At 55.1% G+C, this 21,363-nt stretch carries 20 protein-coding genes; 9 read left to right on the top strand and 11 right to left on the bottom strand.

What is annotated here, in order from left to right:
- Positions 1-102: 102 nt before the first annotated feature.
- Positions 103-708: a YitT family protein gene (locus NFU03_RS10085; protein WP_251638362.1), complete on the top strand. Its 606-nt coding sequence runs from the start codon at positions 103-105 to the stop codon at positions 706-708.
- On the opposite strand, the gene NFU03_RS10090 is transcribed toward NFU03_RS10085, so the two are convergent.
- Entirely contained in the window at positions 705-1,070 is a 366-nt protein-coding gene (locus NFU03_RS10090; protein ID WP_251638364.1) for a hypothetical protein, read from the bottom strand. The two genes, NFU03_RS10085 and NFU03_RS10090, sit on opposite strands and share 4 nt — an antisense overlap.
- A gap of 149 nt (positions 1,071-1,219) precedes the next feature.
- Here NFU03_RS10090 and NFU03_RS10095 point away from each other — a divergent pair, with 149 nt between their 5' ends.
- Positions 1,220-2,794: a BCCT family transporter gene (locus tag NFU03_RS10095; RefSeq protein ID WP_251638366.1), complete on the top strand. Its 1,575-nt coding sequence runs from the start codon at positions 1,220-1,222 to the stop codon at positions 2,792-2,794.
- 45 nt (positions 2,795-2,839) lie between these two features.
- Here NFU03_RS10095 and NFU03_RS10100 read toward each other — a convergent pair whose 3' ends face one another.
- From NFU03_RS10100 to NFU03_RS10120, 5 genes are all read right to left on the bottom strand, one after another.
- The gene (locus NFU03_RS10100; protein ID WP_251638532.1) at positions 2,840-3,574 is read right to left on the bottom strand and encodes a metallophosphoesterase family protein; all 735 of its coding nucleotides are present in this window, start codon (positions 3,572-3,574) and stop codon (positions 2,840-2,842) included.
- A gap of 91 nt (positions 3,575-3,665) precedes the next feature.
- Positions 3,666-4,307, bottom strand: coding sequence for a DUF3298 and DUF4163 domain-containing protein (locus tag NFU03_RS10105; protein ID WP_251638368.1), 642 nt, complete (start codon positions 4,305-4,307; stop codon positions 3,666-3,668).
- Positions 4,308-4,393: 86 nt separating this feature from the next.
- Positions 4,394-5,344 (bottom strand): metal ABC transporter solute-binding protein, Zn/Mn family, encoded by a 951-nt coding sequence (locus NFU03_RS10110; RefSeq protein WP_251638370.1) that lies wholly within the window; start codon positions 5,342-5,344, stop codon positions 4,394-4,396.
- Positions 5,345-5,371: 27 nt separating this feature from the next.
- Entirely contained in the window at positions 5,372-6,232 is an 861-nt protein-coding gene (locus NFU03_RS10115; protein WP_251638372.1) for a metal ABC transporter permease, read from the bottom strand.
- Complete coding sequence (locus NFU03_RS10120; protein ID WP_251638373.1) at positions 6,232-6,975, bottom strand: metal ABC transporter ATP-binding protein; 744 nt, start codon at positions 6,973-6,975, stop codon at positions 6,232-6,234. The genes NFU03_RS10115 and NFU03_RS10120 overlap by 1 nt, the downstream gene beginning before the upstream one ends.
- A gap of 350 nt (positions 6,976-7,325) precedes the next feature.
- Between NFU03_RS10120 and NFU03_RS10125 the strand changes: the two genes are divergently transcribed.
- The 3 genes from NFU03_RS10125 to brnQ all read left to right on the top strand — a co-directional run bounded on the left by NFU03_RS10125 (position 7,326) and on the right by brnQ (position 13,051).
- Complete coding sequence (locus tag NFU03_RS10125; RefSeq protein WP_251638374.1) at positions 7,326-8,486, top strand: exonuclease SbcCD subunit D; 1,161 nt, start codon at positions 7,326-7,328, stop codon at positions 8,484-8,486.
- Positions 8,483-11,560: an AAA family ATPase gene (locus NFU03_RS10130; protein ID WP_251638375.1), complete on the top strand. Its 3,078-nt coding sequence runs from the start codon at positions 8,483-8,485 to the stop codon at positions 11,558-11,560. Before NFU03_RS10125 ends, NFU03_RS10130 begins: the two co-directional genes overlap by 4 nt.
- 105 nt (positions 11,561-11,665) lie before the next feature.
- Positions 11,666-13,051 (top strand): branched-chain amino acid transport system II carrier protein, encoded by a 1,386-nt coding sequence (brnQ, locus tag NFU03_RS10135; RefSeq protein WP_251638376.1) that lies wholly within the window; start codon positions 11,666-11,668, stop codon positions 13,049-13,051.
- Between the two features lie 60 nt (positions 13,052-13,111).
- Here the strand turns inward: brnQ and NFU03_RS10140 are convergent, their stop codons facing one another.
- The 3 genes from NFU03_RS10140 to NFU03_RS10150 form a co-directional block, all read right to left on the bottom strand.
- The gene (locus NFU03_RS10140; protein WP_251638377.1) at positions 13,112-14,839 is read right to left on the bottom strand and encodes a SulP family inorganic anion transporter; all 1,728 of its coding nucleotides are present in this window, start codon (positions 14,837-14,839) and stop codon (positions 13,112-13,114) included.
- Positions 14,840-14,893: 54 nt separating this feature from the next.
- Positions 14,894-15,223 carry an ArsR/SmtB family transcription factor gene (locus tag NFU03_RS10145; RefSeq protein WP_398290205.1) on the bottom strand — a complete coding sequence of 110 codons (330 nt, stop codon included), beginning with the start codon at positions 15,221-15,223 and terminating at the stop codon, positions 14,894-14,896.
- Positions 15,224-15,386: 163 nt separating this feature from the next.
- Positions 15,387-16,046 (bottom strand): GntR family transcriptional regulator, encoded by a 660-nt coding sequence (locus tag NFU03_RS10150; protein WP_251638380.1) that lies wholly within the window; start codon positions 16,044-16,046, stop codon positions 15,387-15,389.
- A gap of 196 nt (positions 16,047-16,242) precedes the next feature.
- Here NFU03_RS10150 and NFU03_RS10155 point away from each other — a divergent pair, with 196 nt between their 5' ends.
- The gene (locus NFU03_RS10155; protein WP_251638382.1) at positions 16,243-16,818 is read left to right on the top strand and encodes a 3D domain-containing protein; all 576 of its coding nucleotides are present in this window, start codon (positions 16,243-16,245) and stop codon (positions 16,816-16,818) included.
- Between the two features lie 97 nt (positions 16,819-16,915).
- Positions 16,916-17,632 carry an SDR family NAD(P)-dependent oxidoreductase gene (locus tag NFU03_RS10160; protein WP_251638384.1) on the top strand — a complete coding sequence of 239 codons (717 nt, stop codon included), beginning with the start codon at positions 16,916-16,918 and terminating at the stop codon, positions 17,630-17,632.
- Positions 17,633-17,695: 63 nt separating this feature from the next.
- Here NFU03_RS10160 and mnmM read toward each other — a convergent pair whose 3' ends face one another.
- Together mnmM and mnmL are read right to left on the bottom strand one after the other, a co-directional pair.
- Positions 17,696-18,274 (bottom strand): tRNA 5-(aminomethyl)-2-thiouridylate-methyltransferase MnmM, encoded by a 579-nt coding sequence (gene mnmM, locus NFU03_RS10165; RefSeq protein WP_251638386.1) that lies wholly within the window; start codon positions 18,272-18,274, stop codon positions 17,696-17,698.
- Positions 18,271-19,230 carry a tRNA modification radical SAM protein MnmL/YtqA gene (mnmL, locus tag NFU03_RS10170; protein ID WP_251638388.1) on the bottom strand — a complete coding sequence of 320 codons (960 nt, stop codon included), beginning with the start codon at positions 19,228-19,230 and terminating at the stop codon, positions 18,271-18,273. Before mnmL ends, mnmM begins: the two co-directional genes overlap by 4 nt.
- Positions 19,231-19,374: 144 nt before the next feature.
- Between mnmL and NFU03_RS10175 the strand changes: the two genes are divergently transcribed.
- Complete coding sequence (locus NFU03_RS10175) at positions 19,375-20,559, top strand: MDR family MFS transporter (protein ID WP_251638389.1); 1,185 nt, start codon at positions 19,375-19,377, stop codon at positions 20,557-20,559.
- A gap of 103 nt (positions 20,560-20,662) precedes the next feature.
- Positions 20,663-21,349 (top strand): CoA transferase subunit A, encoded by a 687-nt coding sequence (locus tag NFU03_RS10180; protein ID WP_251638390.1) that lies wholly within the window; start codon positions 20,663-20,665, stop codon positions 21,347-21,349.
- Positions 21,350-21,363 lie beyond the last annotated feature (14 nt).

Genomic DNA, 21,363 nt, shown 5'->3' on the forward strand with positions numbered 1-21,363 from the left:
TCTGTTTTCTTTGGCGCATTCGGGCAAGTCCGGCCGTCCTGAACCATATACTGGCTGTATTACTAAACTAGAGGCGGTGACACTATTCAATCGGTACGGCGTTTGACAGTACTCTCAGCCGGAAGTTTCCTGATCGCCTGCGGACTCAATGGATTTCTCGTCCCGGCCGGACTGATGGAAGGCGGAGCGCTCGGCATCAGCCTGATCGTCCACTATACATCAGGCTTCAAAGTCGGGCTGACGTTTCTGACGATCAGCCTGCCGATCTTCCTGATGGCCTGGCTGTGGCATCGGCCGTTTTTCTACAACGGCATCCACGGCATGCTTGCCTCCGCCCTCATCATCGATCTCCTTGCCCCTCTGCAGAAAACGGCAGGTGCCTTTCCGGCAGACCCTCTTTCAGCTGCATTGTGCGGCGGCATTCTCATCGGTATCGGAACGGGGGTCCTGCTCCGGTCGGGCATCAGTATAGGCGGAACAGATCTGCTGGCCCAGCTGCTCGCAAAGCAGCTGAACGTGAACGCAGGCCTCGTCATTTTGATTTTTGACCTGATCATTGTTAGTATGGGAAGCTTACTGATCCCCGGTATTTCCCTGCTGCTGTCCGCGGCAACCGTCCTCTGTGTAGGCGGAACGATAAGCCTCATCACCTCCGGAACTTCCGCCTTCAGCCGGAGCAGGCGTCCGGCAGGGGCGGATCGGGCTTAGTCGGAAGGGTCCGCATGTTTTGCGGAGTCGAATCCCTGGTGGACATCGACCGTAGTCACAATCGTGAACAAGGTGATGAGCAGGGCGGAAAACCAGAACAGTCCCCGTTCACTGAATGGATGGACCTCGCGTCGCGACCCTTCGTAGATCGCTTCCATACTGCGTGACAGAAGATCCAGATCGAGGAGGAGGGGGAACAGCGCGCATGTCCAGCTCATGTTCAGCAGCAGATTGAAGATGGCGTATACTCCCGGGTGTTTCCCGTCGGCGGATCGGTAGGCGCTGACGGTCATGTCGACCACAGCCAGTATCAGCAGCAGGGGAACATAGAAAGAGAGGGCGATTTCATCCGCTTCGGTCATCCAATCACATCCTTCAAGCAAATTGTTGACGAAAGCGGACGTTCTTAGTCATGGAAACCTCACAATCGAAGAACAATCAGAAAGCAGGTTACTTAGCAGGAATTAAGGGTAAAAAAGAAGTATCTATTTAAAAATGGGAGTCGTTGTTGTTGGAGAAAAAGTTTTGGAAGAATCCAGTTTTTGGTATTTCAGCTGCAGTCATTGGTGTATTGGTCGTGCTCGGCGCCGTGATGCCAGTTAGGTTCGGCGCTGTTGCGGACCGTATGTACGCGTTCACGACCAGAAGTTTCGGCTGGTTCTATCTGCTGGTCGTCTTTGCACTCATCGTTTTCCTGATCGGTCTTGCAATCAGTAAGTACGGCGCGATCCGTCTCGGGGGAGACGAAGAGCGTCCGGATTATCCCTTCTTCACATGGATCGGTATGCTGTTCTCGGCCGGTTTCGGGGTCGGACTCGTCTTTTACGGTGTAGCGGAGCCGATGAGCCATTACATAAGCGCCCCGGTTTCAGGTGTGCAGCCGAGCAGTGAAGAGGCGGCGCGCCTGGCGATGGGCTATTCGTTCTTCCATTGGGGCATTTCCCAATGGGCTATTTTCGGACTCGTCGGTCTGGTCATCGCATTCTTGCAGTTCCGTAAGAAGAAGGACGGGCTCATCTCGACGGCGCTCGAGCCGATCGTCGGGTCGAACCGGTATCTGAAAGGCGGCATCGACTCATTCGCTGTCATCGCGACAGTGATGGGGATTGCGACATCGATCGGTCTCGGTGTCCTGCAGATGAGCGGAGGGCTTGAGTATGCGTTCGACGTCAAAAACACGTTCTTCGTCCAGTTTGCGATCATCGCAGTCGTCTGCGCGGCGTATCTGCTGTCCGCTTCGACCGGACTCAACAAAGGGATCCGCTATTTGGGCAACTTCAATCTGGCACTGGCCATCGCGATGCTCGTCTTCTTCTTCATCGTCGGTCCGAAGGTGTTCATCCTCGACACATTCACGCTTGCAATCGGGGATTACATTACGAATTTCATCCAGTACAGTCTTCGCCTGCAGCCATATGGTGAAGGCACATGGGTCCAGAAGTGGACAATCTTCTACTGGGCGTGGACGATCGCGTGGTCGCCGTTCGTCGGCGCATTCGTTGCGCGCGTATCGAAAGGGCGCACGATCCGTGAGTTCATCATCGGCGTGATGGTGATCCCGCCCGTGTTTGCGTGCATGTGGATTGCGACGCTCGGCGGGACAGCCCTCTACAGTGATCTGAAGAACGGGACGAAGATCGGGGAGGCGGTGGACCAGGACGTCACTGCGGCGCTGTTTGAGACGTTCCAGCATATGCCGTTCACAGGCCTGATGACGGTCCTTGCGATCATCCTCATATTCACGTTCCTCATCACTTCCGCGGACTCCGCGACGTATATCCTCGCGAGCATGACGACCCGGGGCAGCCTGCTGCCGCCGATGGCCGTCAAGATGATCTGGGGGATCCTCATGTCCGCCATTGCGGCCGTGCTGCTGTATGCCGGCGGTCTTGAAGCGCTGCAGTCCGCTTCGCTCGTCTCTGCGCTGCCGTTCTGCCTGTTCCTGATCATCATGCTGTTCGCCCTAGTGAAAGTGCTGAAGAAAGAGCCGATCACCGTCCGGCCTCGCGATATCAGGCGGTTTGAAAAGATCGAGGCGGAATACAAGAAACACCAGAAACGGAAACGTGATAAAAACGTGAAATAACGGGACGGCTGCAGCTGCTGTCCATAAGAAAAGTGTCCCGGCCAATCAGGCGCCGGGACACTTTTTGCTGGCCGCGGTTACGGACAGTTCCTCCTTTTCCGGCAGGACCAGGCAGTTGAGCTGTCCGCCGAAAACCGCTCCGCCGTCGATGCCGATGATCCGGTTCGCACCGAAGTAGATATGATGATTGTCCTTGTCCCCATGCAGCCCCATCGTCGGTGTATGTCCGAATACGACCGTCTCCTCACCCGCATAGCCCGTATGAAAGACGTCGCGTATCCAGACGAGGTCATACGGGTCCGTCTCTTCAGGAGGTATGCCCGGCTTGACGCCGGCATGGACGAAAAGGAAACCGTCCGCTTCTGAGTAGTAAGGGAGACTGCGGATAAAGTCCAGGTGGCGGGTGAGGATATCCGAGTGCAGGTAAGGCTTCACGAAGTCCTCGTCTTCCGCGAACAGGAAGGACTCCGGCTCGAAACCATAGCTTTTCAGCGTGGCCTCGCCTCCGTTCCGTCCTGTCCAATTGCGCCATGTCTTTTCGTTGCCGTCGATGAGGGACCGGATCATCATATCTTCGTGGTTCCCCTGGAGGGCGACAGCACCGCCCCTGACCAGTTCCATCACCCGGTCGACGACCGCTTTCGAGTCGGGTCCCCGGTCGATATAGTCGCCAAGCAGATAGAGCCGGTCTTCCGCCGGATCATACGCCGCTTTTTCGAGCAGCGCATCGAGCATTTCAAGTTCTCCGTGGATATCACTTACGACGAGTGTCCGTTTCATCTTCCTCATCCTCTCCTTCTCTTATGCAAGGATATCAGGATGGAAAGCGGTACTGCAACCGATGCATGACGGCGCCGTCAGCTGCGGCCGGTCACAGGAACGGGAGAAAACGCTGCAGAGGGCTCGTTTCCGGGATGAGCGGTTCCAGGTCCTTCAGGGCGATCGGGAAATACGGGAAGCCCCAGACATACGGAGTGATCTCATACAGCTGGAAGAAGAATACGATGGAAGTATCAGCGAGATAGAAGTCCTGGTCCCGCCTGATTTCCGTGAACGGCGGGTCCAGCAGTTCGACATTCCACTGTTCGATCTTTTTGCGGATCAGATCTGAAATCGGCTTTTCGAATTCCTTGCTGCCAAGCAAATCGTAAAGTGTGTACTTTTTTCCGGTCTGCGTGTCGAAGGTGAGCGGGACGACCACTGTCATGCCGTGTGCACCGCCTGTGAAAGAGTAGGCGATGAGCGTCAGGCTGAGCATATTACGTTCATTCGTCTTCACCTCGAAATAGACGACCAGTTCGACCAGGTTCGGATCATAGTAGTTCTGATCGAGCAGCAGCTTATTCAGTGCGTTCCGGATCTGTGTGTTGAGGCTGTGCTGGACGACGGGCAGGTGGGGCAGATGGACTTCCGGATAGACAATGGACACGGAAGGGGAGGGGTTCGGCAGTGTGCGGGTCGTCACGAGGACCGGCGTGTTCTTCAAGACATCATCCTTTCTGCGATGTTCCATCCTATGCCGCCGTCCGCCGCCCGATACGTCCGCAAAAAGAGAGAGGCTCCGCAAATATCGGCGGGTCCTCTCTCTCTTTTTTTTGGTCAGCGCTGTTTGCTGAGCTCCTCATGGATAAGATCGATATTGTAGTTCAAGTATTTGATATACGTATCGATGGCAGCGCCGGGATCTCCGATTTCATCGGAATAGATCGGTTTTTCGGCGATTGGGACACCGGTCTCTTTCGATACGGTCTCCATCGGGCGTGTATCGACGTTCGACTCGACGAACAGGACAGGGACGTCGTGGTCTTTGATGAACCCGACGAGGTCTTTTATCTGTTTCGGGGAGCCGTTTTCTTCGGTGTCAATCTCCCAGATGAACGCTTCCTTCAGCCCGTAATGGGACGCCATGTACTGGAATGCGCGCTCACTTGTCACGAGCGTGCGGTTCTCTTCAGGAATGTCCTGGATGCGTTCTTCGTATTCCTTGTCGAGCTCCTTCAGGCGGTTGATATACTCCTCACCTTTTGCTGCAATCTTGTCGCTGTCCGTCGGATGCTTCTCTTTCAGGACAGCCGTGATATCCTCGGCCATCTTGATGCCGACACCGGGGTCGATGAAAGCATGCGGATTCATCTCTTCGTCGCGCCCGTCTTCACCAGCCAAGTACATCGGCTTGACGTGTTCCGTCAGGTTGAAGATGTTTCCGTCTTTCTGGTGGACGGAGTCGGTCAGTTTCTTGAACCAGCCTTTGTCCCCGCCTTCCAGGTTGAGTCCGTTGTAGAACAGGACATCCGCATCGGTTGCAGCTTTGATGTCATTCGGGAGCGGTTCGTATTCGTGCGGGTCCGTCCCGGAAGGAACGAGGTTATGCACCTCGACGTAGTCGCCGCCGATCTGGCGGACCATGTCTGCGATGATGGTGAACGATGTGACGACTTTCAGTTTATCCCCGCTGCCGCTGTTATCCGGCGATTCTTTGCCGGTGCCGCATGCTGCGAGCAGGAACACGGCCAGCAGGGGAAGGCCGAGCCATTTTGCCAATTTCTTCATTTGAATAATTCTCTCCTTTTATCTCGTTTAATGGGTCGGTACTCCGGACTTTTTACGTGCTGAGAGCTGCTTGGTGATCAGACCCTGCTTCGGGGCGAACAGGAACGCCAGGATGAAGATCGACGTTGTCGCAAGCGCAATGACCGGGCCGGACGGCATGTTGTACAGGAAACTGAAGTACAGGCCGGCGACTGCTGAAAATGCACCGAAGAAGGAAGCGAGCACGACCATCGTCGACAGCCGGTTCGTCAGCAAGTAGGCAGCCGACGCAGGTGTGATGAGCATGGAGACGACGAGGATGACGCCGACGGTCTGCAGGGACGCCACAGTGACGAGCGTCAGCAGGAACATGATCGCATAGTGGATGAACCGCGTGTTGAGCCCATAAGCTGCAGCCATCGTTTCATCGAAGCTCGAAATGAGCAGTTCCTTGAAGAACAGGACCACCGTCCCGATGACGACCGCGCCGATGACGAGGGTGATCCACATGTCCGAATCACGGACGGACAGCACATTGCCGAACAGGATCTGTGTCAGGTCCGTTGCGCTCTTCGCTTTCGTGATCAGGATGATCCCGAGTGCGAAGAAGGCCGAAAATACGATGCCGATCGCGGAGTCGCTCTTGATGCGGCTGTTCTGGCTGATCGCCCCGATTCCGAATGCAGTCAGGACACCGGTCAGCACCGCGCCGTAGAAGTAATTGATGCTCAGCATGTAGGAGATGGCGACGCCCGGAAGCACCGCATGTGAGATCGCGTCACCCATCAGCGCCATCCCTCTAAGGACGATGAAGCTGCCGATCACCCCGCAGATGATGCCGACCATGACGGAAGTGACGAAAGCTTTTTGGAGGAACGCATAATTCATCAGGTCACTCAGGAATTCCATTACAGCTGCACCCCCGGGTCACCGAATATCGCCATCGGCCGATTGTAGGCACGTGCCATGTTCTTTTCCTGGAAGACTTGTTCGACAGGCCCAGCGTCGATCAGTTCCTTGTTCATGAGGATCAGATCATCGAAGTAGCTTTTCACTTTGGACAGGTCATGATGGACGACGAAGACCGTCTTGCCTTCCTGCTTCAGCTGCCGCAGGATGCTGATGATCACTTCTTCGCTTGAGACGTCGATACCGACGAACGGTTCATCCAAAAAGAAGTAGTCGGCTTTCTGGGCGAGTGCCCGCGCCAGGAAGACGCGCTGCTGCTGGCCGCCCGACAGCTCGCCGATTTGGCGGTCGGCGAACTCTTCCATGCCGACCTGCTTCAGGCAGTCGAGTGCCAGCTCCTTATCCTTCCCGCTTGGACGGCGGAAGAGCCCGAGTTTCGGGTACGTGCCGAGAAGGACGGTGTCTTTCACGATGATCGGGAAGTTCCAGTCGATATTGGACCGCTGCGGTACGTAGGCGATCGTTTTGCGGAAGCGGCTTATCGGGTCATTGCCGATCTGGACGGTGCCGCAGTCTTTCCTGATGAGGCCGAGCATCGCTTTCATGAGTGTCGATTTGCCGGCGCCGTTCGGACCGAGTATGCCGATGAGGCTTCCCGGCTTGAATGCAAACGACACGTCCGTGACGACTTGCTTCCCGGAATAGGACACGGAAATATGGTTTGCAGTTATCGGTTCGGTCATTATAATCCCTCCTGGATTTGTCAATTAAGTTTCCCGTGTACAACTTTTTACGCAGAACGTCATCCGCTGAAAAGCTGGAGAACGGGGTATTCGATTTTCTTTCACTGTATGCATGCTGCGCGTAAATCGTTCCAGCAGACTGCTATAAACTTTCCTTCGTGCAACTTTAAGTTTCCTTCATGCAACTTTTTTATTAGTATAAGATACTCCGGCGTCCGTGTAAAGCGAAAAACTAGAGTTTTTCGAAGATTATCAAGCTGGAAAACGGAGACAGTGTATTCATATTGGAGGGGAAAGGTGGAATCCTGTAAACTGGAAGGAGACTGACTAAGAAAAGAGGACGTATACATATGAAGATTTTCCATACAGCGGATTGGCATCTCGGAAAAGTGCTGCAGGGCGTTTCACTGATCGATGAGCAGCGATTCGTGCTCGAGCAGTTTATCGCAGCGGTACGGACCGAGAAGCCGGATGCCGTCATCATCGCCGGTGATCTGTATGACCGCTCCGTGCCGCCGGCTGACGCGGTGAGCCTGCTCGATGAGGTGCTCTGGACACTTACCGTAGACTGCAGTACCCCGGTACTTGCGATATCAGGGAACCACGATAGTCCGGCAAGGCTGCAGTTCGGCAGCCGGCTCATGCAGTCGACAGGTCTGCATATTGCTGGAAGACTCGGCGGAGACGGCAGCTGCACCGAAGTGGAATTGATGGATGAACATGGGCCGGTCGTATTCCATCTGATCCCGTTCGCCGATCCTTCGATTGTCCGGAACGCGCTGCAAGACGAAGCGGTTGCCAGCCATCAACAGGCGATGGAAGCGGTGATCCGCAAAATCGGCTTCTGGGACGCATCAGCACGTCACATCGCCGTCGCCCATGCTTTCGTGACCCCGCACGGCGACCCTGAAGAAAATACGAGTGACTCCGAGCGGCCGCTGTCGATCGGCGGAACGGAATACGTGGCGGCTGAATTGTTCGGCCGCTTCAGTTACACGGCTCTCGGCCACTTGCATCAGGCCCATCCCATAGGTACCGAAACGATCCGGTATGCGGGATCCCCGATGAAATACTCCATTTCGGAAGAGAGCCATAAGAAAGGATTCCTCGTCGTGGAGCTCGATGCGGAAGGGTCTGTCACGGTCGATAAACGGCCGCTGCAGCAGAAACGTGATATCCGGACGGTCGAAGCATTGATGGAGGATCTGCTGAAGATGGAGCGAAGCGACGATTACGTATTCGTCAGGCTGCTCGATCAGACGCCCGTTCTGTCTCCGATGGAAAAAGTCCGGTCCGTGTTCCCGAATGCCATGCATGTCGAGCGGGTTGTCAGCAGGGGACCTGCCGGCAGCGGTGATAACCGCGTCCCCGATCTCGAGCAGCTCGATGACCGGGCGCTGTTCCGGGCATTTTACGAAGAGATGACAGGGAATGAACCCGACAAGGAGACGGAATCGATCATGGATGAAGCGCTGCAGGAGCTGCTGATTGGAAAGGAGGGAAGCCGATGAGACCGACGGAACTGACGATGACGGCGTTCGGTCCGTATCGGGAAACCGAGACGATCGACTTCGCCAAACTGAAGGACCATGGATTATTTGCCGTTTCCGGTGCGACCGGTGCCGGGAAGACGACCATCTTCGACGCAATCTGCTTTGCACTCTACGGACAGGCGAGCGGCGAAGACCGGACGGATATCCGCGCGCTCCGCAGTGACTTTGCAAGGAACGATCTCCAGACGGCCGTGGAACTGGAATTTGCGATACAGGGTCGGCTGTTCCGGGTTTTCCGGCAGGTGCCCTACACGAAAAAGGGGAACAAAAGTGAAACGGGCGGCCGGGTCGAGTTCTTCGAAGTGACTCCTGCAGGCGAAGTACCTGCGGTGGACCGGCAGATCGTCACGGAAGTGAACCGGAAGATCGAGGAGCTCATCGGGTTCACACTGGCCCAGTTCAGCCAGATCGTCATGCTGCCGCAAGGGGAGTTCCGCAAATTCCTGACGTCCGATACGGAGAACAAAGAGACCATCCTCCGGAAAATCTTCAAGACCGAACATTACCGTGAACTGACGGACAGCCTGAAACGGAAGAAAGATGCTCTGTTCAGCGAGCTGAGTGCGGCACGCTTTGCAGCGGAGCAGCTGACAGCTCAGCTGGCCGGCAGTCTCCCGGAGCGGGAATCGGCTTTGTCTGCTGAACTCAATGGGGAATCGATCCATTACGGACGTCTCGCCGAATCGCTGAAGGAAGAGGCCGCCCATTACGGATCAGAGGCTCAGCGATACGACAGCATCTATAAAACCGAATACGCAGCCCACGGGAAAGCACAGCAGGCCTTCGCCGAGGCGGCAGGGCTGAATCGCCAGTTCGACGATCTTACAGCACGGAAGGAAACGCTAAGACAGCTGCTTACCAAAGAGGATGACATGGAGAAGGGCCGTCTCCAACTGCAAAAAGCCGAGCAGGCTGTCTTACTGGACAGCTTGGAACAGCGGGCTGCTGAAACCGCACGTGATGCGGACAGGAGGCAGGAGGAATATCGGCAGGCGGAGCGGAAACTGGCCGCTGCAAAAATAGAGGCTGCGGCAGCGGATGAACGATGGCAGCAGGAGCAGCTGAAGAATCCGGAAAGGGAGGAAGCCGCGAACCGCATTCTCACACTGCAATCGTACGTCCCCCGCGTGACCGAAATCGAAGAGGGCGAACAGCGGATCAGCCGGCTGAGCGCTCAAGCCGCAGACGGCCAGGAGCAGACGGAGCAGCTGCAGGCTCAGCTGCTGACCGCTGCGGAAAAGATCAGCACGCTGCAGGATCATCTGAAAGAACTGGAAGAGTCGGCGGAAGGATACGAGGAACTGCTCGAGACGCTCGGTGAAGCGCGTGAAAAAAACCGGCTCATCACCCAATACTTGAAACTTGCAAAGAAAGAGGGAGCCCTGACGGATGAACGCACGGCAGCCGAAGAACAGCTGCATGTCAAAAAAGAGCACCTGCAGCATGCGGAATCGATCTGGCTGTCCGATCAGGCAGCACTCGTCGCAGCTGCGCTTGAAGACGGGGCGCCGTGCCCGGTCTGCGGAAGCCTCCATCATCCTGCTGTCCGTACGGCTGACGCGGAAGGCGATGTGACGCGGGAACAGCTGGAACGTCTGCGGCAGGAGACCGCAAAAGCTGCAGAACAGTTCCAGTCGGCCGATCTCAGACTGCAGCACGTCCGCTCGGAAATGGCGGATCTCGAACAGCAGCTCGGCAGCGGACCGGATGACAGCACGGCCGCTGTTTCCGGACAGCAGGTCGCAGTACTTGCAGCCCGGCTGGATCAGATGAAAGAGTCCCGCATCCGGCTGAAACGGATGAAAGAGCAGTTCGGTCAGGAACAGGAAGCACTGACAGCGCTGCAGGGGACTTTGGCTGAAACGGAAAAACGTACAGCAGCCCTTACGGCGGAACTGAAAGAAGCTAAATCCGTCCTGGAAGCGACAGTGCGGGACGTGCCGGGCTGTTTTCGGAGTCTCGATGTGCTTAAGAAGGAGATCCGGATTGCGGAAAAACTGAAAGGCAAGCTCATGCAGGCCTCGGAGAAGGCGCAGGCAGAACGGCAGTCGACTGCCGAAAAACTGTTGAGGTCAAAAGCCGCCCGCGAGTTTACGCAGCAGGCATCCGAAGAAGCGCTGGCCGGAAAACAGCAGGCTGCGCAGAGATTCGCGGAATCGCTCAGTACCTCGGTCTTCACCGATGAAGCGGATTATATGGGAAGCAAACGTTCGGAAGAAGAGCGGGCGAAACTCGCAGCTTCCATCCAGGACTATGAAATAGCCTGCCGGACAGCGGGCCGTTCGATCGCCGAACTGGAAGACAGACTGGCCGGGAAACAGCGCGCAGACACGGAACAGCTGGAGGAACAGGTCCGGCTCCATAAACAGCGTTACGAACACGCTTATGAAAACTCACGGGAGGCGCATCGTCTGGAACGGACCGCATCTGAAGGTGCCGACAGACTGCTGGCACTGTTGGAAGAACAGGGAGGGCTGGACCACCGTCACGGCAAGGTCGCCGAACTGTATGATCTGGTGCGCGGGAATAATGAGCGGAAGCTGTCATTCGAACGGTATTTGCAGACGGAATACTTGGAACGCATCCTGCAGGCGGCAAATGGCCGGCTGACCGGTCTGTCGAATGGGCAGTTCCAGCTTCAGCGGAGCGACCGCCAGGAAAGCAGAGGCCGCCAGAGTGGGCTTGGCATCGACGTCTATGACGAATACACAGGGCAGAACCGGGACGTCAAGACGCTGTCGGGCGGGGAAAAGTTCAATGCTTCTCTGAGTCTCGCGCTCGGCATGGCGGACGTCATCCAAAGTTTCCAAGGCTCGATCTCCATCGAGACGATGTTCATCGACGAAGGGTTCGGTTCCCTGGATGAGGAGTCGCTGCAGAAAGCCGTCGATACACTCATCGGCCTCCAGCGTGACGGCAGGATGATCGGTGTGATTTCCCATGTAGCTGAATTGAAAGAGGCATTTCCGGCTATTCTGCGTGTCGAGAAGACGAAAGAAGGGGACAGTTACACGGAAATCGTTATACAATGATAAATAATTTCAGACCGCGGCTTGTTTTTTTGCAGGCCGCGGTTTATGATGTAATTCACTGATATATCGTATATCTTAGTCAGTCATCTTAGGAGGGGCCTCATCATGGATCGGAAATTGCCGCTGTCATCACTTATCGTCATTGGAACAATGTTATTCGCCCTCTTTTTCGGGGCGGGGAACCTGATTTTCCCTGCACAGCTCGGACAGGCTGCCGGAACCAACTTCTGGCCGGCGGTGATCGGCTTCCTGATCACAGGCGTCGGCCTGCCGTTCCTCGGCATCCTTGCCATCGGTTTTTCAGGAAGTGCCAATCTGCAGGAACTGGCCAGCCGCATCCACCCGGTCTATGCAGTCCTGTTCACGTCAGCACTCTACTTGACGATCGGACCGTTTTTCGCCGCTCCCCGTACAGGGGCGGTCGCCTTCGACATCGGGGTCGTCCCGTTCCTCGGAGGTACGGATCCGTTCGTGCCACGTCTGATTTTCACGGCAGTCTTTTTCGGGATCACCGTCTGGCTTTCCTTGAACCCGCAGAAGATCGCAGACCGCGTCGGGAAAATCCTGTCACCTGCAATCATTGTCCTGCTTCTCGGGCTGCTGGCGGCTGCACTCATTAAGCCGATGGGCAGTTTCCAATCACCGGCCGCTTCCTATATGGCGGGAGCTTTCGGTACAGGCTTCACTGAAGGCTATAATACGATGGACACCCTCGCATCTCTCGTGTTCGGCATCATCGTCATTACAATCGTCCGTTCCATGGGTGTGGAATCGAAGAAGGGGATCGTCGGTGCGACATTCAAGACAGGTTTCGTCGCGGCCGCTTTCCTCGGCATCCTGTACGTAGGAATTGCGTATCTCGGAGCCAGCAGCGTTGCGAAGCTTGGCGTCATGGATACCGGCGGGGCTGTCCTGACAGCAGTTGCCGTGCATTATTTCGGCGATGCAGGCCTGATCCTCCTGGCGGTGGTGATCCTGCTGGCGTGCCTGACGACAAGTATCGGACTGATGACCGCCTGCGGAGAATATTTCCATATGCTGATTCCGAAGGTGTCCTATAAGACCATCGTCGTCGTGTTCACCGGGTTCTGTTTCATCGTTTCCAATATCGGCCTGACGAATATCATCTCCTATTCTGTACCGGTCCTCATGTTCCTGTATCCGCTCGCCATCACGCTGATGCTGCTGACATTCCTGTCACCGCTGTTCGGCCATGCGCGGATCGTCTATGTGGCTGCCACTGCAGCCGCGATGCTCATCAGCACGGTCGATGGACTCTCTGCGCTGGCTGACGCGCTGCCGGGTGGGTATTTGGAGAAACTCGTCGGTCCTGTCGCGGATTTCTATAGTAATGTCCTGCCGCTGTATGAGGATGGACTCGGCTGGCTGCTGCCTGTACTGCTCGTGATCGCTGTCTTCACGCTGATCGCGAAAGCTGCCGGACTCACATCCGCTTCCATGAAACAAGCGAAGACGGATACAACCAGATGATAGAGAACAGCCTCCCATTCCTGAGTCAGGAAGGGAGGCTGTTGTTATGTTCAGTTTTCGTTACGGAAGACGGCCGGCCGATGACAGTTCGCTGCATTCCTTGAAGGCGAAGTGCCGGCAGCCGATGCAGGCGGGATGGCTGATGTGCTGGAGAGCGTAAGTGATCGCTTCGCCGGTATGAGCGAAGAAATGTGCGCTGCCGATCTGTTCGTACTGACCGGACGTGCGGAGTGTCCGCTCGGCGTCAGGCTGGATGCCGGACACGAGGATCAGGCCGCCGCGTTTCTGGAAGTGGGACACGATCGAGCGCAGATTCGCTTCGCCTGTCGAATCGATGAACGGCACTTGCCCCATCCTCAGAATGAGCACACGCGACTCCAGATGAAGGGAGTCCATGATCCGTTCCTCGAATAGGTGGGCCGCCCCGAAGAACAGCGGGCCTTCGATCGTATACATACTGATCTGCGGACAGTCGTGCGTGGTACTGATGATGTCAGGCTGTACCGTCCGGCCGTCCTTCGTATGGTCGGGCAGCACTTTCGAGACGACAAGCAGCCCGCTCATCCGCTTGGCGAACAGGAAAACGGCAAGGACCAGTCCGACCAGAACCGCAGTAGTGATGCTCGTGAAGACTGTGAGCAGAAAGGTCGCTGCAAGCACGAGGGAATCCCCGTTCCGCATCTTCAGGATTGCGGCGAACTGCCGCCGTTCGCTCATATTCCAGGCGACGAGCATGAGGACCGGCGCCATGCTTGCCAGGGGGATCATCGACGCGTAAGGGGCAAGGACGACGACGGTCAGCAGGACGAACACGCCGTGCACGATTCCTGAAACCGGTGAGACGGCGCCCGATTTGATGTTCGTGGCTGTCCGGGCGATGGCCCCCGTAGCCGGGATCCCACCGAACAGCGGAGTCACCATATTGGCGATTCCCTGACCGATCAGTTCACGGTTGCTGTCATGCTTCGTATTTGTCATGCCGTCCGCCACGACTGCTGACAGCAGCGACTCGATCCCGCCGAGCGCGGCAATGACGAACGCCGGGACGAGCAGCCGCTCCACCCGTTCCCACGAAATGTCGAGCAGATGGAACTCGGGGAGGCCGCTCGGGATGGCCCCGAATGCCGATCCGATCGTCTCGACCTGTCCTGCGAGGAAAATCGATGCGATCATCGTCGCTGCCGCCAGACCGACGAGGGAGCCGGGAACTTTCGGAAACAGCTTCGGTGTCAGGAGCAGGATTGTCAGGCAGATGAGGGCAGTGAAGACACTCCAGAAGTTCACTGTATGGAAGTGGACTGCAATCTCTTTCATATTGCTTAGGAATTCTTCATGTTTCTCAAGGCCCGTCAGACCGAAGAAATTCTCGATCTGCCCTGTGAAGATGATGACAGCGATTCCGGCTGTGAAACCGACTGTCACCGGCCGTGGGATGAAGGTGATGAAAGAGCCGAGTTTCAAAATCCCCATCACCAGCAGCAGGATGCCTGCGAGGAACCCTGCGAGAAGCAGGTCAGTATAACCGTACGTAAGGACGATGCCAAAAAGGATCGGCACAAACGCACCTGTCGGCCCGCCGATCTGGAATTTCGACCCGCCGAACAGGGAGATCAGGATCCCGGCGATACAGGCAGTGTAAATACCGTATTCCGGCTTGACACCGGAAGCGATGGCAAAGGCTATGGCAAGGGGAATGGCGATGACGCCGACGATGATGCCGGAAAGCAGGTCTTTTTGAAATTTCGCTGCGCTGTAATTCGAAAATCTGCCAGTCAGAAAACGGTGCATGCTACCCCTTCTTTTTTTATATTTCCATTGACGTTGCTTGGCAGTACTCCATGCTCACGATTTGAAGGAATCTTGTTCTTCCATTTCTTCAAGCATGGAAAGTGTATCGATCAGATGGTTGTTGAACAAATCACGTGCTGCTTCCAACAGACGGGAGATCGAAGGGTCGCGCAAAGAATAGATGACGCTCTTTCCCTTTTTTGTGCCGATGACGATATTTTTGGCACGAAGAATGCTCAGCTGCTGGGATACCGCTGACCCTTCGCTATTGACGAGTTGCTGCAGCTCCGTCACGCTTTTTTCGCCATCCGCCAGAAGTTCCAGTATCCGTATGCGCAGCGGATGGGCGAGCGCTTTAAAGAAATCCGCCTTGAACTGCTGCATAGTCTGCATATCATCCCTTCTTCCTCTTCACTTCAACATATTCAAATAGTTGAATATATGTAACTATAGTATAGCGGATAAGCTGCGGAGGAACAAGAGACTGCTGGATAAAAGCGGGAAGCTAAATAGAAAACAGCCTTCCGTATGCCGGAAGGCTGTATGTTCATTGTTTAAGCGATTGGAATTCGTGGATGGCCCGGAGCCAGTTGCCGCGCATGGCGGCGGATGCCTGATCGGCACGGTCTTCCTTAAGCATGGAGATGATCTCTTCATGCTCTTCGATCGACTTTTCGGTCAGGATGATCGAGTTATGGAAGAACAGCCGGCGGACATGTGCCTGCAGCGATTCAGTGATCGACGAAATATAGGAGTTGGCTGCCGCATCAACGATGAGCTGGTGGAAGTCTTCGTCGATCTTCAGCGCTGTGAAATAGTCTTTCTTTCTGACAGCGTCGGCAAAGTCATCATTCAGCTGTTTCAGCTCACCGATCAACTCTTTGGAAATCCGGGGAGCGGCGAGCTCGGCAGCAAGTGCCTGCAGGGCGGCCAGGGGAGGAAGGAGCTCGTTGATCGAATCCTTTTCCACTTCCGTAACTTGTGTCGCTTTCCCCGGATACATTTTGACGAACCCCTGGACTTCGAGAAGCTGCAGCGACTCGCGGATCGGCGTCCGGCTGACACCGAGCGCCTGTGCAAGTTCACTGTCTGCCAGCCGTTCACCCGGCTTAAGGGTTCCGTCGATGATCCATTGCTGCAGCTGATTGAATGCGCTTTCTTTTGCAGTCTGTCTGGCGGGTTTTTGATGGTTTTGAGGTATAGGCATAACATTCACCGTCCTGATTTGACTTTCTTTTCTTAGTATACCGTACTTTTTCGCCAGTTTGAACCAGTTCTGCGGAATCTTTCTGAACGCTGTAATATTCCATTTTATTTTGTAACGGGAATGGAGGTTACGTGTAACATCTTTGTAATATTGGGCTGTTATTCTATATCCAGACTTAAAAAAGGGAGCGGAGCTTTTGAAGAAACTAATTGTTACATTCATCTTAGCTACGGCACTAATGGTCAGCGGTTCACATGAGAGTTCGGCGGCGACGTCGGCGTACAAAGTGAAAAAAGGAGATACTCTATATAAGATCTCACGCACTTACAACGTATCAGTCAACAACCTTATGAAATGGAATGGACTTAAATCGTCCGTCATCTACCCGAACCAGAACTTGAAGTTAGTGAACGGAGGAACGACTGCAGCGGCAGCGAAGAAACCTGCGAAGACGCCATCCCGTTCGGATAACGAAACTGTCACGAAGGAATTCATTGCAAATGCATCGGCTTACACCGCGTCTTGCAAAGGATGCTCGGGTATTACGAAAACAGGCCTCAACTTGAAGAAGAACCCATCACTTAAAGTGATCGCGGTTGACCCGAATGTGATTCCTCTCGGCTCGAAAGTACACGTTGAAGGATACGGCTATGCCGTTGCCGGAGATATCGGCGGAGCGATCAAAGGGAACCGGATTGACGTATTCATGGCTTCACACGGCCAGGCGATCCAATGGGGACGCAAAAGTGTACGTGTAAAAGTGTTAGACTGATCAGTACAAATCGAAAAGACCAGCCGCGAACTTAAATTGCGGTTGGTCTTTTTTTACCCGAAACGGTACACTAGTAATCATTATGGGGAGGGATTGTATGGAAGTCTACATCATTAGCGGCGCATCGAAAGGGATCGGCGCTGCCTGTCTGCAAGCACTAGAGAAGCAGGGGAAGACGGCGATCGGCATTGCACGCAGCAACCCGGACAACCGGGAATTGTTCGAGGAGCTGGATCTGACTGACCGCGACAGCCGGAAGGGAGTGATTGCCCGGCTGCTCGCACCATTCAAGGACAAGGGAAGCACGTTCACGCTTATCAACAATGCAGGGACCGTGGAACCCGTCGGCAAGACAGGGATGCTGTCTGCTGAGGAAACCCGGCTCGCAGTCGAACTCAACTTGACGGCACCGCTGGAACTGGCCAATCAATTCATCGAGTGCCTTGCGGGAATGGACGTAAAGAAGCAGATCGTCAATATTTCATCCGGCGCCGGCAGGAATGCACTGGAAGGCTGGGGAGTCTATTGTGCGACGAAAGCAGCGCTCGACCGATTTTCGGAAGTTGTCCGACTGGAACAGCAGCGTGAGGAATTACCGGTCGGCATCGTATCGATAGCACCTGGGATCATCGACACAGGGATGCAGGAGACGATCCGGTCGAGCGGGGAAGACGGGTTCCCGGCGCTCGGGAAGTTCATCGAATACAAGGAGACCGGACAGCTGAGCAGCCCGGAAGAAACGGCATCGCGCCTCCTGTCATGGATCGGCCGGGAGGATCTGACGAAGGCGGACGTGATCAGCAGGCTGAATTGAAAAAAGGATCGGATCCGGCTTGAGTGCCGGGTCCGATTCTTTTTTGCAGCCTGAACTTGCTGCTCACCAGGAGGATTTTTCAATCAGGAGCAGAAAAGGCGGGGAACTGAGGCTGTTCATCGTTCCGTAGCGGATGACTTGATAGTCCTTTGCGTCCAATTGCTGCACAAACCCGAGGACCGCATCCCGTTCGGCTGCCCCTCCGGGATGACCGTCATAGACGGCGATTGAAATGATGCCGCCCGGCTTCAGCAAACTAAGCGCTGCGCGGATCGCCGGTATCGTCGTCTCCCCGGTCGTGATGACGAAAGCTTCCTCCGCACTAGGCAGGAAGCCGAGATTGAACATGACGGCCGTGACACCCGCAGGCACACGTTCCGCCATATTTGCATGGCTGCCGAGGATCAGTTCGGTCCGGCTGACGAGGGGACCGAGACGGTTCCGCGTCGCCTCGAGTGCAGCTTGCTGGATGTCGAACGCATAGACTAGGCCGGTCCTGCCGACTGCCTTCGCGAGAAATTCCGTATCGTGACCGTTCCCCATCGTCGCATCGACTGCCGTGTCACCTTCTTCAAGAAGGCTGCTCAGCACTTGTTTTGCAAACGGAAGGATGCGCTGCAGCTGGAACTTCGGTGTTTTCACTGCAAGGCTGCCGCTTTCTCATATGTTTTACCCTGCCAGCTGTCCCGCCGTTCCAGTTCGCGTGAAATATCGTTCAGCACATCCCATTTCGTCACGCTCCACATCGGTCCGATGAGCAGATCGATCGGTCCGTCGCCAGTGATGCGGTGGACGATCATGTCAGGCGGCAGCATTTCGAGCTGGTCTACGACGAGATTGACGTACGTTTCCTGATCCAGGAATTCAAGCAGCCCTTTTTCATACTGCTTCACCATCGGCGTCCCTTTCAGAAGATGGAGCAGGTGGATCTTAATGCCCTGGACGTCGAGTTTTGCGACTTCACGTGCGGTTTCCTTCATCATATCGAGGTCTTCGCCCGGCAGGCCGTTGATGATATGCGTGCAGACACGGATCCCATGATTGCGCAGCTTCTGGACGCCTTCCTTATAGAGCGCGAAATCGTGTGCCCGGTTGACGAGCTTCGCCGTTTTTTCATGGACCGTCTGCAGCCCGAGTTCCACCCATAAGTATGTCCGTTCGTTCAGCTCCGCCAGATACTCGACGACGTCATCCGGCAGACAGTCCGGTCGTGTCGCGATCGACAGGGCGACGACGCCTTCCTGGGCGAGTGCCGCTTCAAATTTCTCCTTCAGTTTCTCAAGCGGTGCGTGCGTGTTCGTATACGCCTGGAAGTACGCCATGTACTTGCCGCTTTTCCATTTCTTATGCATCCGGTCCCTGATCTCGGCAAATTGCACATCGATCGGGTCGACCCGGTCGCCTGCGAAATCACCCGAGCCGGCAGCACTGCAGAACGTACAGCCGCCGAAAGCGACGGTACCGTCACGGTTCGGACAGTCGAAGCCCGCGTCAAGCGCGACCTTGAATACTTTGAAACCGAACCGGTCTTTCAGATGGCGTGACCAAGTATGATAGCGTGTCCCGTCAGATGGGAACGGATAGTTGTTGTTTTCCATTGAAACCACTCCTTAAAAAGACAGTGTACCATCTTTATCGGAGGAACAATCCGATTGTCACCAAATAATCGTTTTCTCCTTGTCAATTAGGGAAAAAAGGCATAGAATCATATACTGTACTTCTTGGAGGGGAGGCAGGAACCATTGCCTAAAAAAGTCTGGCTACTGATCATCGGAATGTTCGTGAACGTTATCGGCAACTCATTTTTGTGGCCGTTAAATACAATTTATATGCATGATTATTTAGGGAAGTCCTTATCCGTTGCGGGTTTAGTGCTGATGGCGAATGCGGGAGCAGGCGTTGTCGGTAATTTACTTGGCGGTTTTTTCTTTGACAAAATCGGCGGTTACAAGTCGATGATGATGGGGATCCTCATCTCGGTCGGCGCGCTGATTGTCCTCGTCATCAACCACTCATGGGGGCCGTATGTCGTTTTTCTGACGGTGCTCGGTTTCAGCGGCGGTATCATTTTTCCGAGTTTCTATGCGATGGTCGGCACGGTCTGGCCTGAAGGCGGACGGCGGTCGTTCAATTCGATCTATCTTTCGCAAAACGTCGGGGTAGCGATCGGGCCGGCGCTTGCCGGATTCGTGGCAGCAGTCAACATCAACTACATCTTCGCCGCCAACCTGGCGTTTTACGTCCTGTTCTTCTTCATCGCCTTCTTCTTCTATAAGCAGATGAGCATCGCACCGGAAGTCCATACGACGATACTGAAGGAAAATACCGGCATTAAGAAAAAAGTGCCGTTCATCGCCCTGCTCGTCGTCCTGATCGGGTACCTCCTGACACAGCTCGTCTATTCACAGTGGTCGACGACAATCTCAACACATGCAACATCCGTCGGTGTCACATTGAAACAGTATAGCCTGATCTGGACGATCAACGGACTGCTCATCGTCCTCGGTCAGCCGCTCATCAAGCCGCTCATCAAGCGGATCGAAAACCAAGTGAAGTTGCAGATCCTCTTAGGTCTCGGCATCATGCTCATATCCTTCATCGTCGTCAGTTTCGCCAATGTCTTCAACGTATTCGTCATTGCGATGGTCATCCTGACGTTCGGGGAGATGATCGCCTGGCCGGCATTCCCGGCGCTCGCCGACCAGCTGGCACCGCGCGGGAAGGAAGGGTTCTACCAGGGGATCGTCAACTCGGCCGGAACGATCGGCAAGATGATCGGACCGATGGCGGGCGGCATCCTCGCCGACATCTACGGCGTCCAGATTGCCCTGTGGGTGCTGACGGGGCTCATGAGCCTGTCCGTCTTCCCGACGCTGTTCTACGATATCCGGCTCAAACGCACGGACTACAAACCGAAAAGCTATTAAGCTTTTCGGTTTTCTTTTCGTTTCATTGCAAAATACGAAACAGTCTGATTAAATTAAGATTGAGAGAGAACGTCATTATGGCAACATATTGGAGGTTAGTCCGATGAAAACAATCTATTCATCCGCACGGGAAGCCGTGGCGCCGATCGAAGATGGCATGACGCTCATGGTCGGCGGTTTCGGCCTCGTCGGGATTCCGGAACAGCTGATACTCGCGCTCGTGGAAAAAGGCGTCAAAGATCTGACAATCATTTCGAACAACTGCGGAATCGACGAGTGGGGCCTCGGCCTGCTGCTGAAAGAAAAGCAGATCAAGAAGATGATCGCATCCTACGTAGGTGAAAATAAGGAATTCGAACGCCAGGCACTGTCCGGGGAACTGGAAGTCGAATTGACACCGCAAGGGACACTGGCTGAGAAAATCCGGGCTGGCGGCGCGGGGATCCCTGCGTTCTTCACACCGGCAGGCGTCGGCACGCAAATTGCGGAAGGCAAGGAGATCCGTGAATTCAACGGCAAGGAATACGTGCTCGAAGAATCGCTGACGGCCGACTTTTCACTCGTCCGCGCGCTGAAAGCGGATACATTCGGCAATCTCATCTACAACAAGACCGCCATGAACTTCAACCCGATGATGGCGGCAGCAGGAAAGGTCACGATCGGAGAAGCTGAGGAGATTGTGGAAGCGGGAGAACTCGACCCTGCCTGCATCCATACGCCGAGCATCTATGTGCAGGGGCTGCTGCAGGCGGAACAGGAAAAACGGATCGAACGGCTGACGACACGATAAGGAAGGGGACGGTA

It is taken from the genome of Sporosarcina sp. NCCP-2716 (assembly GCF_023707985.1).
In the GTDB taxonomy this organism is placed as follows: Bacteria; Bacillota; Bacilli; order Bacillales_A; family Planococcaceae; genus Sporosarcina.

Bases quoted from the DNA above. Each gene is read 5' to 3' on its own strand.
- NFU03_RS10090 (WP_251638364.1), bottom strand. From the start codon at position 1,070: ATGACCGAAGCGGATGAAATCGCCCTCTCTTTCTATGTTCCCCTGCTG.
- NFU03_RS10100 (WP_251638532.1), bottom strand. From the start codon at position 3,574: ATGAAACGGACACTCGTCGTAAGTGATATCCACGGAGAACTTGAAATG.
- NFU03_RS10105 (WP_251638368.1), bottom strand. From the start codon at position 4,307: ATGGAACATCGCAGAAAGGATGATGTCTTGAAGAACACGCCGGTCCTC.
- NFU03_RS10110 (WP_251638370.1), bottom strand. From the start codon at position 5,344: ATGAAGAAATTGGCAAAATGGCTCGGCCTTCCCCTGCTGGCCGTGTTC.
- NFU03_RS10115 (WP_251638372.1), bottom strand. From the start codon at position 6,232: ATGGAATTCCTGAGTGACCTGATGAATTATGCGTTCCTCCAAAAAGCT.
- NFU03_RS10120 (WP_251638373.1), bottom strand. From the start codon at position 6,975: ATGACCGAACCGATAACTGCAAACCATATTTCCGTGTCCTATTCCGGG.
- NFU03_RS10125 (WP_251638374.1), top strand. From the start codon at position 7,326: ATGAAGATTTTCCATACAGCGGATTGGCATCTCGGAAAAGTGCTGCAG.
- NFU03_RS10130 (WP_251638375.1), top strand. From the start codon at position 8,483: ATGAGACCGACGGAACTGACGATGACGGCGTTCGGTCCGTATCGGGAA.
- brnQ (WP_251638376.1), top strand. From the start codon at position 11,666: ATGGATCGGAAATTGCCGCTGTCATCACTTATCGTCATTGGAACAATG.
- NFU03_RS10140 (WP_251638377.1), bottom strand. From the start codon at position 14,839: ATGCACCGTTTTCTGACTGGCAGATTTTCGAATTACAGCGCAGCGAAA.
- NFU03_RS10145 (WP_398290205.1), bottom strand. From the start codon at position 15,223: ATGCAGCAGTTCAAGGCGGATTTCTTTAAAGCGCTCGCCCATCCGCTG.
- NFU03_RS10150 (WP_251638380.1), bottom strand. From the start codon at position 16,046: ATGCCTATACCTCAAAACCATCAAAAACCCGCCAGACAGACTGCAAAA.
- NFU03_RS10160 (WP_251638384.1), top strand. From the start codon at position 16,916: ATGGAAGTCTACATCATTAGCGGCGCATCGAAAGGGATCGGCGCTGCC.
- mnmL (WP_251638388.1), bottom strand. From the start codon at position 19,230: ATGGAAAACAACAACTATCCGTTCCCATCTGACGGGACACGCTATCAT.
- NFU03_RS10180 (WP_251638390.1), top strand. From the start codon at position 20,663: ATGAAAACAATCTATTCATCCGCACGGGAAGCCGTGGCGCCGATCGAA.